Here is a 14,590-nt window from a genome sequence, read left to right as displayed (position 1 = left end):
ATCGGGATTTCTGGGGAAGGCATGGCCGAGGCGGATCTCGCGGCCGACATCGCCTTTGCGGCCACGGCGGGGGCGGCGGGGCTGGCGCTGGCGGTCAGCGTCTGGGCCTGGCGCCTGCGCGCCCGGCTGGTCGCGCGCGAGATGGAGGTCGAGGAGAGCCTCGCCGGCGCCCAGGTCCAGGCGACCACGGGCGCCACGGCGTTGATGGCGTTCGACGACGTGCGCCTGGGCCTCGACCCGGACGGCGAGATCGAGAGCGTCTTCGGCGCCCCGGACATGCTGGCGGCCCTGGCGCCGGGCCGGGATGCGGCGGGGGCCGCCGAGGCTGTCCTGTCGACCCTGAGGCAATCCCACACCGGCCGCATGGAGGCGCTCGTCAACGCGGGCGAGGCGTTCGAGACCCTGCTGGAGACCCCGGACGGCGCCTGGGCCGTCGAAGGGCGGGCGCACGGCGGCGGGACCTGGTTGCGGCTGTCGCGCCTGGGCGGACCGGACAAGGGCGGCGAGGCCGGCCCCGGCGCCCTGGCCGAGCAGTCCCCGGCCCCGACCTGGGTGGTGGACGGGGCGGGCCACCTGATCTGGGCCAACAGCGCCTGGCTGCTGGAGACGGGCGCCGAGACGCTGGACGAGGCGCGTAGCCGAACCCTCAGCTTCGATCGGGGCGCCGACGCCGTGGTGGCTGAGGCCTTGCGCCTGAACGCGCGTCAGGAAGGCTTCCGCTGGACCACGGCGGGCGGGCGGCGCCGGGCGTGGAAGATCCTGGCCGAGCCGCTGGCCGGCGGACGCGGCGCCGTGATCGCCTTCGCCATCGAAATGACCGAGGCCGAAGAGACGCGCGACACCCTGCGCCGCCACGTTGAGGCCCATGACGAGACGTTGAACCACTTGGCGGACGCCGTGGCCATCTTCGGCCCGTCCAAGCGGCTGGCCTTCCACAACACCGCCTTCCAGTCGCTGTTCGGGGTCGATCCGGCCTGGCTGGACGAGCGCCCGACCCACGCCGAACTGCTGGACCGACTGCGTCAGAAGCGCCTGCTGCCGGAGGTCGTCGACTACGCCGCCTGGAAGGCCGAGGAGTTGGACTTCTACGGCGCCGCCCAGGCCTCGCCGGACGACAGCTGGTCCCTGCCTGACGGGCGGACGCTGCGGGTGGTGCGCCAGCCGCACCCGTTGGGCGGCATCCTGCTGATCTTCTCGGACATCACCGGCGAGTTGCAGCTGCGCAGCCGCTACAACGCCCAGATTCAGGTCCAGCGCGCGACGCTGGACAAGCTGAACGACGCCGTGGCCGTGTTCGGCTCGGACGGGCGGCTGCGGCTGCATAACGAAGCCTTTGAGAGTTTCTGGGGCGTTCCCGGCGAGCGGCTGATGGAGGCGGGCGACTTCGACGCCGTGGCCGCCCTGTGCCGCCCGGTCCTGCCCGACGCCGCCCTGTGGCTGGGGTTGAAGGCGCGGGTGGCCGATCCCGATCCGGAAAGCCGCGTGGCCATTTCCGGCGAGGGTCGCACCGAGGACGGCCGCATCGCCGCCTGGCAGACGCGCCCCCTGCCCGACGGCGCCACCCTGGTCGCCTTCTTCGACGTAACCGCCCGGCGCGAGCTGGAACAGGCTCTGGCCGCCAAGGAGGCCGCCCTAGCCGAGAGCCAGGCCTTGAAGCGCGAGTTCGTCGGCAGCGTATCCTATGAGCTGCGCACGCCGCTGACGACAATCGTCGGCTATTCCGAACTTCTGGAGGCGATGGGCGACCTGCCCGAACGCAGCCGCCAGCACGCCGGCGCCATCCGCGTGGCGGCCAGCCATCTGGCCCGCTCCATCGACGACGTGCTGGACATGGCCCAGATCGACGCTGGCGAGATGGAGCTGACCCTGGGCGACGTGCGGGTCTGCGACTTGTTGGAGGAGGCGGCGGAAAAGATCCGCGCCAAGGTCGAGGGCCGTGGGGCGACGCTGCACCTGGCCTGTCCGACGGGGCTGAAGCCGATCCGCGCCGACGCCCGCCGCATCGCCCAGGCGGTTGATCATCTGCTCGAGAACGCCTGCCGCGCCGTCTCCGAAGGCGGCGCCGTCAGCCTGACCGCCGAGGCCGGGCCGGGCGAGGTGCGCATCCGCGTCGAGGACACCGGCCGCGGCATCCCCTATCACCTGCAGGCCCACGTCTTCGATCGCTTCGTGCGGCGCGAGCGCGGCGGGCCGGGCGTGGCCCTGGCGCTGGTCAAGGCCCTGGTCGAGCTGCACGGCGGCTGGGCCGAGGTTCAGTCGGAGCCGGGCAAGGGCGCGGCCTTCATCCTGCACCTGCCGGTCGAAGCCACGGCGCCGACCGCCGCGCCGGAATTGCTGCTGGGCTGATCTGAACCGCCCAGTCGTGCTAGAGGGCGTGTCCAAGCCTTCCAGGACGTCCTCATGGCCGACACGACCCGCCCCCTGCTCAAGACCGCCGTCATCTATGATTTCGACGGCACCCTGGCCCGGGGAAACATGCAGGAGGTCAGCTTCATCCCCTCGATCGGGATGACGCCGGCCCAGTTCTGGAACGAGACCGTCCGTCCCCGGACCATCGCCTCGGACGGGGACGGCATCCTGATGTACATGCAGATGATGCTGTTGGCGGCGCGCGAACAGGGCGCCCCGGTGACGCGCCAGACGCTGCGCGACCACGGCCGCGACGTGGCCCTGTTCGAGGGTCTGCGCGACCGCTCCTGGTTCGACCGGATGAACGCCTTCGGCGCCCAGTTCGGGCTGGAGATCGAACACTACATCATCTCGGCGGGCCTGACCGAGATGATCGAGGGCTGCCCCATCGCCGAGGCCTTCACCCACGTCTTCGCCTCGAAATACGCCTATGACGAGGACGACGTGGCGGTCTGGCCCGCCGTGGGCGTCAACTACACGACCAAGACCCAGTATCTGTTCCGCATCAACAAGGGGGTGCACAACCACTGGGAGGACGAGCGCATCAACCGCTTCATCCCGGACGAGGAGCGGCCCATCCCGTTCGACCGGATGATCTTCCTGGGCGACGGCGACACCGATGTGCCGACCATGAAGATGATGCACACCAAGGGCGGCTTCTCCATCGCCGTCTACGACCCCGACAGCACCCCGCGCGACCATGACAAGATCCACCGCCTGATCTCGGAGGACCGGGTCAACTTCGTCGCGGCGGGCGACTATCGCGAAGGCTCGCCCGTCGACCTGATCGTCAAGGGCCTGATCGGCCGCATCGCCGTCAACTACGGCCGGATGCCGGCGGACTGACCGCTTCCTTCTCCCTCAAGGGGAGAAAGGGCGACGCTGACGGTCCAGCGTTATGGTGATGTCCGCGCGAACCCCGCCCGCCAGCATATGGCGGGTGATGCGCTCGAAATGCTGGATGAAGACGGCCAGTTCGACGCGTCTGGCGGGCGGCAGTTCGGCGGGCGGCAGGCCCATCAGCCCCGCCTCCTGCTCGCAGCGCCAGTCCAGCACGGCGTCGAAGGACGGCGCCTTGAGGAACAGCATCGCGTCGAAGCGGGCGAAGACTTCGGCGTAGGGCCCGGCCAGGGCGGCGTTGACGGCGCGCCGCCATCTCCCTTCGCTGTCCTGCTTGGCTTCCAGAGTGTTGATCGGTGCGGCGAGTTCGGCCTCGGCCTGCGGCGTCGCGCCCAGGCACCAGCCGTCGACCAGCACCGCCGAGGGGCGGCCCGCAAACACAGGCCAGTCCGTTCTGGGCGCGCGATCATCGGCCAGTTTGTCGAAGGCGGGAAGCGGCGTACGGCTGTCGGTTTCAGCGGCGCTCAGGGAAGCTAAGGTGCGCTCCAGCAGCCCGAGGTCATGCGTTACCGGCGGGCCGCGCACGGCGAACAGGGGGTGGACGTCGCGGGCGAGGGCCTGGCGCTCGGCCTTTGTCAGATAGACGTCGTCCAGCGACAGATGCGCGGCGCCTAGCCGTTCGGCCGCGGTGCTGGCCAGGGTGGTCTTGCCCGAGCCTTGCGCGCCGGCGATCCCGATCAGGGGAATGTGGTCTGGCTGGGCGTGACGCGCGGCCAGAGACCCGACCGCGTCCAGCAGCCGGGCGTCGATCATCTCAGTGCTGGCTTTCCGGCAGGCGCACGATCAGGCCGTCCAGATCGTCGCTGACGCGGATCTGGCAGGACAGGCGGCTGTTCGGTTCGACGTTCTCGGCGAAGTCCAGCATGGACTCCTCCATGGCCGAGGCGCGGCCCGTCTCGGCGGCGAAGGTCTCGTCGACATAGACATGGCAGGTGGCGCAGGCGCAGGCGCCGCCGCAATCGGCGTCGATGCCCGGCACATTGTTGCGGATCGCGCCTTCCATGACGGACAGGCCTTTCTTGACCTCGACCGTGTGCTCGGTTCCGTCGTGTTCAATGTAGGTGATCTTGGGCATGGAAGCGGTCTTAACTCTGGATGCAGGCTTGGCAAGCCTTGCTACGCGGCGGCCAAGGAAAACCCCCGGAACCAGGCGGTTCCGGGGGCCCTTCTTTTCGTCCTGATCGGCTGGATCAGGCGGCCGTCTTCTTGCGCGACGGCGAAACCATCAGCTTCTTGGTCTCGGCGATCGCCTTGGCCGGGTTCAGCCCCTTGGGGCAGACCTGGGCGCAGTTCATGATCGTGTGGCAGCGATACAGTTTGAACGGGTCTTCCAGATCGTCGAGGCGCTTCTGGGTGGCGTCGTCGCGGCTGTCGGCGATCCAGCGATAGGACTGCAGCAGGGCTGCCGGGCCGAGGTATTCTTCCTGGTTCCACCAGTAGCTCGGGCACGAGGTCGAGCAGCAGGCGCACAGGATGCACTCGTACAGGCCGTCCAGCTTTTCGCGGTCTTCCGGCGACTGCAGGCGCTCCTTCTCCGGGTCCGGCAGGTCGGACTGGAGGTAGGGCTGGATGGAGTCGTACTGGGCGTAGAACAGCGACAGGTCCGTCACCAGATCCTTGACCACCGGCTGGTGGGGCAGGGGGGCGATGGTGATGTTGTGCGACGAGCACTCGGCCCAGCCCTTGGTGCAGGCCAGGGCGTTGCGGCCGTCGATGTTCATCGAGCACGAGCCGCAGATGCCTTCGCGGCACGAGCGACGGAACGACAGGGTCGGGTCGATCTCGTTCTTGATGTGAAGCAGGGCGTCCAGAAGCATCGGGCCGTGATCGTCGGTCGAGACCTCATAGACGTCCCAGCGCGGATCGGCGTCCACTTCGGGATCATAGCGATAGACCTTGTAGGTCTTGACGTTCTTCGCGCCGGCCGGAGCCTTGTGCACCTTGCCGGTGGTCGGCTTGGAGCCGCGCGGGAGGTTGAGCTGAACCATCTGCAATCCTCCTTAGTACACCCGAGCCCGGGGCTCGATGTAGGAGACCTCGTCGGTCATCGTGTATTTGTGCACCGGGCGGTAATCGATCTGGACGCCTTCGCCCGGACGCTTCCACGCCAGGGTGTGCTTCATCCAGTTCTCGTCGTCGCGGTCGGGGAAGTCCTCGCGGGCGTGGGCGCCGCGCGATTCCGTGCGGTTCAACGCGCCTTCGATGGTCACCAGGGCCTGCGAGATCAGGTTGTCGTATTCCAGCGTCTCGACCAGGTCGGTGTTCCAGATCAGGCCGCGATCCGTGGTCTTGATGTCGGCGCCGGCGGCCTCGATCGAGCGCAGCTTCTGCACGCCCTCTTCAAGGGTCTTGCCGGTGCGGAACACGGCGGCGTCGGCCTGCATGGCGCGCTGCATGTCCAGACGCAGGTGCGCCGTGGGCGTCGAACCCGAGGCGTTGCGGAAGCGGTCCAGGCGGGCGATGTGTTCGTCGGTCTGGGCCTTGGAAGCCGACGGGACGGCCGAGTTCTTGTCCACGACCTCGCCGCAGCGCAGGCCGACGGCGCGGCCGAACACCACCAGGTCGGTCAGGGAGTTGGAGCCCAGACGGTTGGCGCCGTGCACCGAGACGCAGCCCGCCTCGCCCACGGCCATCAGGCCCGGCACCACGCTGTCGGGGTTGCCGTCGCGCAGCGTCAGCACCTCGCCGTGATAGTTCGTCGGGATGCCGCCCATGTTGTAGTGGACGGTCGGAATGACCGGGATCGGCTCCTTGGTCACATCGACGCCGGCGAAGATCTTGGCGCTTTCCGAGATGCCCGGCAGGCGCGCGTGCAGCACGGCCGGATCGAGGTGATCCAGGTGCAGGAAGATGTGGTCCTTGTTCGGACCCACGCCGCGGCCTTCGCGGATTTCGATGGTCATGGAGCGGCTGACCATGTCGCGCGGGGCCAGATCCTTCACGGTCGGCGCATAGCGCTCCATGAAGCGCTCGCCTTCGGAGTTGGTCAGGTAGCCGCCTTCACCGCGGGCGCCCTCGGTGATCAGGCAGCCGGCGCCGTAGATGCCGGTCGGGTGGAACTGCACGAACTCCATGTCCTGCAGCGGCAGGCCGGCGCGCAGCACCATGGCGTTGCCGTCGCCGGTGCAGGTGTGGGCCGAGGTGGCCGAGAAGTAGGCGCGGCCGTAACCGCCGGTGGCCAGCACCACCATCTTGGCGCGGAACTGGTGCAGTTGGCCGGTGTCGAGCTGAAGCGCGGTGACGCCGGTACAGGCGCCGTCCTGCATGATCAGGTCCAGCGCGAAATACTCGACGAAGAACTTCACCTCGCGACGGACCGACTGGCCGTACAGGGTGTGCAGGATGGCGTGGCCGGTGCGGTCGGCGGCGGCGCAGGTGCGCTGCACCGGGCCTTCGCCGAAGTTGCGGGTCATGCCGCCGAAGGCGCGCTGGTAGATCTTGCCTTCGTCGGTGCGGCTGAAGGGCACGCCCCAGTGTTCCAGCTCATAGACGGCCTGCGGCGCGTTGCGGACCAGGTATTCGATGGCGTCCTGGTCGCCCAGCCAGTCCGACCCCTTGACGGTGTCGTACATGTGCCACTGCCAGGAGTCCTCGCCCATGTTGCCGAGCGAGGCGGAGATGCCGCCTTGCGCCGCCACGGTGTGGGAGCGGGTCGGGAAGACCTTGGTGACGCAGGCGACCTTCAGGCCCTGCTGGGCGGCGCCGAGGGCGGCGCGCAGGCCCGAACCGCCGGCGCCGACGACGACGACGTCGTATTCGTGATCGATAAGCTCGTATGCAGCCATGGCGGGGTCAGACTCCGGCCGGCAGCGGGGCCGAGCCCAGCGCCAGACGCACGATGAAGAAGACGCTGGCGGCCGCCAGCACGAGGAAGACCAGGTTCGAGACCAGAACCAGTCCAGAGCGGGAAGAGGCGGGGACGTAGTCCTCGATGATCACCTTCCAGGCCAGGCTGGCGAACAGGCAGAAGACCACCGCCGTCACGGCCAGAAGGCCGGCGTTCAGCGTGCTGCCGAACCAGGCGATGACCGCGCCGTAGTCGGCGCCGGCCAGGGTGAAACCCGACGACAGGACCCACAGGCCCAGCGGCATCAGGGCCAGAAGGGCCAGCTTCTCGAGTTTCCATTCCCCGGCGCCGTGACGCTCGGAGATTTTCACATTGTTCTTGAACTTCGGCGCGGCGCTCACAGCGAAACCTTTCCAGCAGCGAACAGCACGACCCAGAACAGGACGGCCAGGACGATCGGGCCCCAGACGGCGATCTGCGCCAGCAGATTGGCCGACTTGATGGTCAGCCCACGACCGGTGTCGTTGATCAGGTGGCGCGCGCCGTTCAGCAGGAAGGAGAACAGCACCCAGGTCAGGCCGAACCAGATGAACAGGCCGAACGGCGAGCCCGAGAAGGCGGCGACCGAGGCGAAGGCGTCCGGGCCGGAAGCCGTGGCGGCGACCCAGCCCAGCAGCAGGATCGCGCCCACGCTGGCCGCGCCGATGGTGACGCGGAACAGGATCGACGCGACCATGGTCATGTGCCAGCGCCAGATATCGGTGAAGGGCGACATCGGTGCGACGTGCCCGTTGGGGTGACGGACGTAGCGGCCCGTCCGGTCGCCAGTTTCGCCCGCAGCCGTGGGAGTGTTCGACATGCGAATGATTCTCAAAAAACCCGAGGAATTTCAGGGCCGGATTGCAGTGCAACAGGCTTTAGTGACGCAGACGGGGGGTGTCAACGAAGGGGGCCGATTCCGACGAAAGTCGGCCCTCCGTCCTAGAGTCAAAAGGCCGCGATGTGCGCCAGGGCGGGATCGCGTGTTTCCGGCGCGCACGGAACCGCCCCCGGGCGTCCCCAGACCGGATCGGGCCACAGGGGGTCGTCGCGCCGACGGCCGACGACATGGACGTGAAGCTGGGCCGTGACATTGCCCAGGGCGGCGACGTTCAGCTTGTCGACTGATGCCCCGCGCAGGGCGCCCAGTTCGCGCACCAGGGCGCCGGCGCGGACGATCTCATCGCTCAGAAGGGCGCGCTGCTCGGGCGACAGGTCTTCCAGTTCGACCGCGTCGGGGACGCGCGGCAGCAGGATCAGCCAGGGAAAGCGGCCGTCGTCCTGGAAACGCACCTGGCACAGGGGCCAGTCGACGGCGAAGACGGAGGCGGCCTCGAAGGCGGGGTCGGCGGTGAAGCTCATGCGGCGTCCTGATCGGCGAGAAGGCGCAGGCGATAGGCGTTCATCGCCGTCTCGGCCAGACGCTGGGTCAGGCGCCAGTTGACCACGGCCCCGATCGGCGCGCCGACCAGGGGCAGCAGCTGGGCCAGCTTGGCCACGTCGATGTAGTCGCGATACTCCAGCTGGAACTTGCGCCAGTCGAAGGCCTTCAGGGCGTCGGGATCGTCCGGTGCGCGCATGGCGGCCTCCAGCGCAGCCAGGGCCTCGGGGCGATGCCGGGCGCTGGAGAAGGCCAGCTGGAAGATGCGCAGGACGATCACCCGCTCCTTCAGGTCGCGGCCGGAATAGCCGTACAGGGCGGCGATCTCGAACAGCATCTTGACCTTGATCGCCATCAGAGCCGGAAAGTCCGCCGCCGCCATCAGGAAGCCTCCGGCGCCCGCCACCCCGCCCTCGACGCTGGCGGTGGTGCGATACAGCTCGACGCGCGTGCGAACCCTGGCCTCGCGCTCCTGCAGGGCGCCTTCTGTCATGGGGCGGGCGGTGGTCCACTCCGATCCGGCCAGCAGGCCGCGCGTCATCTGCTGCACGGCGCCGGTCACGATCTCGTGCACGCGCTCGGGAATGACGCGGTTGATGCGGTCCTGGGTCGCGCGGGTGGTCTTGTCCCACAGGCCAGGCCGTTTCAGCTGGCGATCGCGCCAGGCCAGGGCCTCGGCCAGGGCGCGCGCCTCATAGGCGGCGTCCGTCATCGGTGGAGCGTCCGTGGGTTTGGCCATGGCCGCAGCCTCGCAGGCCCCGACGAAAGGCGCAACGCGGAACGCTTGCCGCGATCCGCCGACAGGTCTAGACCGCCGTTCCAGCGACTACCGTTTCGCACACGCAATATCGACTGGAGAGACCTGAATGGCTCGCGCGAAGATCGCCCTCATCGGCGCCGGAATGATCGGCGGAACCCTGGCCCACGTGGCCGCGCGCGAAGCGCTGGGCGACGTCATCCTGTTCGACATCGCCGAAGGCACCCCCCAGGGCAAGGCTCTGGACATCGCCGAAGCCTCGGCCGTCTTCGGTCAGGACGTGGCCCTGAAGGGCGCCAACGACTACGCCGACATCGCGGGCGCCGACGTCTGCATCGTCACCGCCGGCGTGCCGCGCAAGCCGGGCATGAGCCGCGACGACCTGATCGGCATCAACCTCAAGGTCATGAAGGCCGTCGGCGAGGGCATCAAGCAGCACGCCCCCAACGCCTTCGTCATCTGCATCACCAACCCGCTCGACGCCATGGTCTGGGCCCTGCAGAAGTTCTCAGGGCTCCCCAAGGAGAAGGTCATCGGCATGGCCGGCGTGCTGGACTCGGCGCGCTTCGCCTATTTCCTGGCTGAAAAGACCGGCGTCTCGGTGCAGGACATCCACGCCTGGACCCTGGGCGGTCACGGCGACGACATGGTGCCGATGGTGCGCCACTCGACGGTCGGCGGCCTGCCGCTGCCGGACGCCGTCGCCGCGGGCTTCCTGAGCCAGGCCGATCTGGACGCCATCGTCGAGCGCACCCGCAAGGGCGGCGGCGAGATCGTGGCCCTGCTGAAGACCGGCTCGGCCTTCTACGCCCCGGCCGAGAGCGCGATTACGATGGCCAAGTCCTACCTGCTGGATCAGAAGCGCGTCCTGCCGTGCGCCGTGTGGCTGTCGGGCGAATACGGCCTGTCGGACCTCTACGTCGGCGTCCCGGCCATGATCGGCGCGAACGGCGTCGAGAAGGTCATTGAGTTCACCACCAACGACGACGAAAGGGCGATGTTCGCCAAGTCGGTCGCCTCGGTCCAGGGCCTGATCCAGGCCTGTAAGGACATTGAGCCTTCCTTGGCTTGAGGGCGCTGACGCGAGCCGCGCGGCAGCTCGCTGCTTGAGCGCTTAGGCGTCTAAATTGGAAAGGGCTGCATCTTCGGATGCGGCCCTTTTTCATGCGCCATTCCTAGCAACCGCTCATCCCGGCGGATGGGGGGATGAGCGGGCAGGGGGAGGCTCAGGCCGCCTCGGCTTCCTCACGCTGCTCCAGCCAGGCCTCGCTCTGCATCTCGTTGAAGCGCGACACGGTCCGCTCGAACTCGAAGGCGCCGACGCCCTCGGTGTAGAGCGCCTCGGGCGCGGCCTCAGCCAGGACGACCAGGCGGGTCTTCGCCTCGTAAAGCGCGTCGACCAGCGTCACAAGGCGGCGCGCCTCGTGGTGGTTGGCCGGGCTGAGCAGGGGCACGTCGGCCAGGAACAGGGTGTGGAAGCGCCGCGCGACGGCGAGATAGTCCTGCGGTCCCAGCGGACGGCCGCACAGCTCGTTGAAGGTCGCGCGCGCCATGGCGCCGACCGTGCGCTCCAGCTTCACCTCGCGGCCCAGCACCGGCAGGGCGATGGGCTCCTCCGGCTCGCCGCCCTTGAGGTCGGCCCACAGGGTCTCGAACCCCTGCCGCGCCTCGGCGTCCAGGGGCGAAAACCAGACCTTGGCTCCGCTCATGCGGTCCAGGCGGAAGTCGCGGGCGCCCGCCGTCTCGACCACGTCGCAACGCTGACGGATGATGTCGATGAAGGGCAGGAAGAGCTGGCGGTTGATGCCGTTTTTGTAGAGGTCTTCGGGCGCGCGGTTCGAGGTGACGGCCAGCACCACCTTCTTTTCGAACAGGGCCTCGAACAGCCGACCCAGGATCATGGCGTCGGCGATGTCCGTCACCTGCAGCTCGTCGAAGCACAGCAGACGCGCCTCAGAGGCGATCAGGGCGGCGATCGGCGGGATGGGATCGTCCCCCTTGGCGGTCCCGAACACGGCCTTGCGGCTGCGCGGGGTTCCGTCGCGCCACTGTTTCACCAGGTCGTGGATGCGCGCCATGAAGGCGTGGAAGTGGGCGCGGACCTTCCTCTGCTCGGGCGTCGAGGAATAGAAGAGGTCCATCAGCATGGACTTGCCGCGTCCGGGCGGGCCCCAGATGTAGATGCCCCTGACCTCAGGCAGGGCGCCGAACAGCCCCTTCTTCGACAGGTCGGTCTCCAGCCGCTCAAGCGCGCCGATCAGGGCGGCCTGGGCCGGTTCGGGCGTGATCACGCCCTCTTCCACGCGGATGTCGTAGGCTTTGCGGATGCGGGAGGTCATGGCCAGCAGATAGCTCCCCGATGGGGCCGGGGGAAGGCGTTCGCGGATTCCGGCGCCGAATTGGAGGATTCTGGTTGCTTCGCGGCTGCGAAGGACCCAAATGCAGAAGCGTTTCTCCCAAACGCCCCCGAACAAAGGATGATTTCATCATGGGCTATCGCGTCGCCGTCGTAGGCGCCACAGGCAATGTCGGCCGGGAAATCCTGGCCATCCTCGATGAAGTGAACTTCCCCGTCGAGAAAATGCACGCGATCGCCTCTCGAAAATCCAAAGGCGTCGAGGTCTCCTTCGGCGACAGCACCATCAAGTGCGAGGACATCGAGCAGTTCGACTTCTCGAGCGTCGACCTGGTGCTGATGAGCGCCGGCGGCGGGGTGTCGCGCGAATGGTCCGAGAAGATCGGCAAGGCCGGTCCCATCGTCATCGACAACTCCTCGGCCTTCCGCATGGACCCGGACGTGCCGCTGATCGTGCCGGAAGTGAACCCGGACGCCGCCAAGCTGGCGACCAGGAAGAACATCGTCGCCAACCCCAACTGCTCGACCGCCCAGCTGGTGGTGGCGCTGAAGCCGCTGCATGACGCGGCCAAGATCAAGCGCGTCGTCGTCTCGACCTACCAGTCCGTCTCGGGCGCCGGGAAGGAAGGCATGGACGAGCTGTGGAACCAGACCAAGGCCATCTACGGCCTGGGCGACGCCACGCCGAAGAAATTCCCCAAGCAGATCGCCTTCAACGTCATCCCCTACATCGGCGCCTTCAACGAGGACGGCTACACCGATGAAGAAGCCAAGATGTGGGACGAGACGCACAAGATGATCGACCCGTCGATCAAGCTGACCGTCACCTGCGTGCGCGTGCCGGTCTTCGTCGGCCACTCCGAAGCCGTGACGGTGGAGTTCGACCGTCCGATCGCCCCGGACGAAGCCCGCGAGATCCTGCGCGAGGCGCCGGGGATCCTGGTCGTCGATAAGCAGGAACACGACGGCTACATCACCCCGGTCGACGCCGCGGGCGAACATGCCGTCTATGTCAGCCGCATCCGCAAGGACCCGACGGTCGAGCACGGCCTGTCCTTCTGGGTGGTGTCGGACAACCTGCGCAAGGGCGCGGCCCTGAACGCCGTTCAGATCGCCCAGCTGCTGGACGAGACCGGCGTCATCTCGCCCAAGAGCGGCTATCGCACTTTGACTGTGTAAGCAGAGGTCCCTCACGCCTCGCGCGCGGCGCGAGGCTGCTTGAGGGGCGTCATATGTGTTGAACCCCCGCCGTGTCGGCGATGCGGCGGGGGTCGAAAGGTACCAGAGTGAGCGCCTCCCCTGCTCCCGCCTCCGAAGCCCGCGCCGCCCTGGCGGCGGGCGTGTTCTGCTACCTGATCTGGGGGTTCGTGCCCCTGGTGTTCCAGCAGATGGGCCATCAGGGGGCGGACGCCTGGGAGATCATGGGGCACCGGGCCGTCTGGGGCCTGGTCTGGGCCGCGCTGCTGGTCATGCTGTCGCGCCAGTGGACGCAGGTCATGGCCGTGCTGCGCCAGCCCAAGGTGCTGGGCTGGCTGGCCCTGTCCGCGGTGTTGATCGCGGGGAACTGGACCACCTACATCATCGCCGTGAACGACGGGCGGACCCTCGACGCCTCGCTCGGCTACTACCTCAATCCGCTGCTTAACATGGCGGCGGGGGCGTGGCTGTTCCGTGAGAAGATCGACTGGGCCGGAAAGATCGCCATGGCGCTGGCGGCGGTCGGAGTGCTGCTGCAGACCATAGCCCTCGGACACGCGCCCTGGGTCTCGATCATCCTGGCCCTGACCTTTGCGGCCTACGGCATCATCAGGAAGCGCGTCTCGGTCGACGCTCAGACGGGGCTGTTCCTGGAGTGTCTGCTGTTGGCCCTGCCGGGTCTGATCTGGCTGATCCACATCGAAAGCGCGGGCGCGGGCCATTTCACCGCCTCGCCCTCGGCGACGCTGTGGCTGTTGTTCGCCGGACCGGCCACGGTCATTCCCCTGGCCCTGTTCGCCTGGGCGGCGCGGCGGATGCCGCTGTCCAGCATGGGCTTTCTGCAGTTCCTGGCGCCGACCATCGTCTTCATCATCGGCGCCTTGCAAGGCGAGGCTCTGGGGCCGCTGCGCATCGCCTCCTTCGTCTTCATCTGGGTCGCCGTGGCCGTCTTCGCCGTCGGCGCCGTGCTCAAGGTGCGTCGCGCGGCGCATACGGCCGAGACCATCGTCGCGCCCGAACCAGGCCTGCTGGACGATCCCGCCGAGGATCGAATGGACGCCATCGGCGAGAAACCTTCGACTTCGCGTTGAGGTCGAAGGCCGTCCCGTCCTAAAGAGAAGGCGATGATGATCCGCTCCCGCCTGCTCTCCGCCCTCGCCGTATCCGCCTTGATCGCGGGGGGACTTCGGCCTGCGCTCAAAGCAGCAGCGTCATGGGCGGCGGCGATGAAGTGATCCGCACCGCGCGCGTGGGCGCCTCGCGAGACGCCGCCCCGGCTCCCGTCGAGGGCGCGCCGGCGCCCGTCGCCGCGCCGCCGACCACGGCCGAAACCTTTGATGCGGTCAGCGACGCCCTGGACGCCGCCGCCGCGGCCTGGACCTCGGGTCAGGTGGACGCGGTCATGGCCACCTATGTCCACGACGAGCCGTTGCTGGTCTTCCTGGGCGACACGCCCCTGAAGGGACCGGACAGCGTGCGCGCGGCCCTGGACGCCCGCGCCGCCGAGCCCGGCGGCCTGGGGGCGCTGTCCTATGAATGGTTCGAAACCTTGCAGTTCGACGTCAATACGGCGGTGGTCTCGGGCCGGGCGGTGATGACGCGCGACGGCAAGACCCATCGCGGCCTGTTCACCCGCATCCTGCGTCGCACGGTCGACGGCTGGCTGATCGTCCACGACCAGCTGGCCTGGGGACCGGAGGCCTAGAGGCCTCTTCTTCCTTCTCCCGATGGGAGAAGGTGGCCCGAAGGGCCGGATGAGGGTTC

Annotated in this window: 15 protein-coding genes; 6 read left to right on the top strand and 9 right to left on the bottom strand. The window is 68.2% G+C overall.

What is annotated here, in order from left to right; translation table 11 throughout:
- The first annotated feature begins 21 nt into the window (after positions 1-21).
- Together AC52GN_RS15175 and AC52GN_RS15170 are read left to right on the top strand one after the other, a co-directional pair.
- Positions 22-2,346 (top strand): sensor histidine kinase, encoded by a 2,325-nt coding sequence (locus AC52GN_RS15175; RefSeq protein WP_496527624.1) that lies wholly within the window; start codon positions 22-24, stop codon positions 2,344-2,346.
- A 54-nt stretch (positions 2,347-2,400) separates the two neighbouring features.
- A complete protein-coding gene (locus tag AC52GN_RS15170) occupies positions 2,401-3,255 on the top strand; it encodes an HAD family hydrolase (RefSeq protein WP_003166504.1) in 855 nt (284 codons plus the stop codon).
- A gap of 15 nt (positions 3,256-3,270) precedes the next feature.
- Here AC52GN_RS15170 and AC52GN_RS15165 read toward each other — a convergent pair whose 3' ends face one another.
- The 8 genes from AC52GN_RS15165 to AC52GN_RS15130 all read right to left on the bottom strand — a co-directional run bounded on the left by AC52GN_RS15165 (position 3,271) and on the right by AC52GN_RS15130 (position 9,255).
- Complete coding sequence (locus tag AC52GN_RS15165; protein ID WP_496527623.1) at positions 3,271-4,062, bottom strand: kinase; 792 nt, start codon at positions 4,060-4,062, stop codon at positions 3,271-3,273.
- Position 4,063: 1 nt separating this feature from the next.
- Positions 4,064-4,384, bottom strand: a complete 321-nt coding sequence (locus AC52GN_RS15160) for a 2Fe-2S iron-sulfur cluster-binding protein (RefSeq protein ID WP_496527622.1) — start codon at positions 4,382-4,384, stop codon at positions 4,064-4,066.
- Between the two features lie 115 nt (positions 4,385-4,499).
- A complete protein-coding gene (locus AC52GN_RS15155; protein ID WP_346519322.1) occupies positions 4,500-5,297 on the bottom strand; it encodes a succinate dehydrogenase iron-sulfur subunit in 798 nt (265 codons plus the stop codon).
- Between the two features lie 12 nt (positions 5,298-5,309).
- The gene (gene sdhA, locus AC52GN_RS15150; RefSeq protein ID WP_338577429.1) at positions 5,310-7,094 is read right to left on the bottom strand and encodes a succinate dehydrogenase flavoprotein subunit; all 1,785 of its coding nucleotides are present in this window, start codon (positions 7,092-7,094) and stop codon (positions 5,310-5,312) included.
- Between the two features lie 7 nt (positions 7,095-7,101).
- Positions 7,102-7,497, bottom strand: a complete 396-nt coding sequence (locus AC52GN_RS15145) for a succinate dehydrogenase, hydrophobic membrane anchor protein (RefSeq protein WP_291780615.1) — start codon at positions 7,495-7,497, stop codon at positions 7,102-7,104.
- Entirely contained in the window at positions 7,494-7,955 is a 462-nt protein-coding gene (gene sdhC / locus AC52GN_RS15140; protein WP_409450055.1) for a succinate dehydrogenase, cytochrome b556 subunit, read from the bottom strand. Before sdhC ends, AC52GN_RS15145 begins: the two co-directional genes overlap by 4 nt.
- 128 nt (positions 7,956-8,083) lie before the next feature.
- Positions 8,084-8,497: an HIT domain-containing protein gene (locus tag AC52GN_RS15135; protein ID WP_496527621.1), complete on the bottom strand. Its 414-nt coding sequence runs from the start codon at positions 8,495-8,497 to the stop codon at positions 8,084-8,086.
- Positions 8,494-9,255, bottom strand: a complete 762-nt coding sequence (locus tag AC52GN_RS15130) for an EcsC family protein (RefSeq protein ID WP_496527620.1) — start codon at positions 9,253-9,255, stop codon at positions 8,494-8,496. The genes AC52GN_RS15135 and AC52GN_RS15130 overlap by 4 nt, the downstream gene beginning before the upstream one ends.
- A gap of 127 nt (positions 9,256-9,382) precedes the next feature.
- On the opposite strand from AC52GN_RS15130, the gene mdh reads away from it, so the two are divergent.
- Positions 9,383-10,345 carry a malate dehydrogenase gene (mdh, locus tag AC52GN_RS15125; protein WP_496527619.1) on the top strand — a complete coding sequence of 321 codons (963 nt, stop codon included), beginning with the start codon at positions 9,383-9,385 and terminating at the stop codon, positions 10,343-10,345.
- Between the two features lie 154 nt (positions 10,346-10,499).
- Here mdh and zapE read toward each other — a convergent pair whose 3' ends face one another.
- The gene (gene zapE / locus AC52GN_RS15120; protein WP_496527618.1) at positions 10,500-11,612 is read right to left on the bottom strand and encodes a cell division protein ZapE; all 1,113 of its coding nucleotides are present in this window, start codon (positions 11,610-11,612) and stop codon (positions 10,500-10,502) included.
- Between the two features lie 149 nt (positions 11,613-11,761).
- On the opposite strand from zapE, the gene AC52GN_RS15115 reads away from it, so the two are divergent.
- The 3 genes from AC52GN_RS15115 to AC52GN_RS15105 all read left to right on the top strand — a co-directional run bounded on the left by AC52GN_RS15115 (position 11,762) and on the right by AC52GN_RS15105 (position 14,531).
- Positions 11,762-12,808, top strand: a complete 1,047-nt coding sequence (locus AC52GN_RS15115) for an aspartate-semialdehyde dehydrogenase (RefSeq protein ID WP_496527617.1) — start codon at positions 11,762-11,764, stop codon at positions 12,806-12,808.
- 107 nt (positions 12,809-12,915) lie between these two features.
- A complete protein-coding gene (gene rarD / locus AC52GN_RS15110) occupies positions 12,916-13,917 on the top strand; it encodes an EamA family transporter RarD (protein ID WP_346485300.1) in 1,002 nt (333 codons plus the stop codon).
- 122 nt (positions 13,918-14,039) lie between these two features.
- Positions 14,040-14,531, top strand: a complete 492-nt coding sequence (locus AC52GN_RS15105; protein WP_496527616.1) for a DUF4440 domain-containing protein — start codon at positions 14,040-14,042, stop codon at positions 14,529-14,531.
- Positions 14,532-14,590 lie beyond the last annotated feature (59 nt).

The organism is Brevundimonas sp. SS2672 (genome assembly GCF_059579685.1).
The sequence above is the reverse complement of the archived record's forward strand: the minus strand, read 5'-3'. Positions and strand labels throughout refer to the sequence as shown.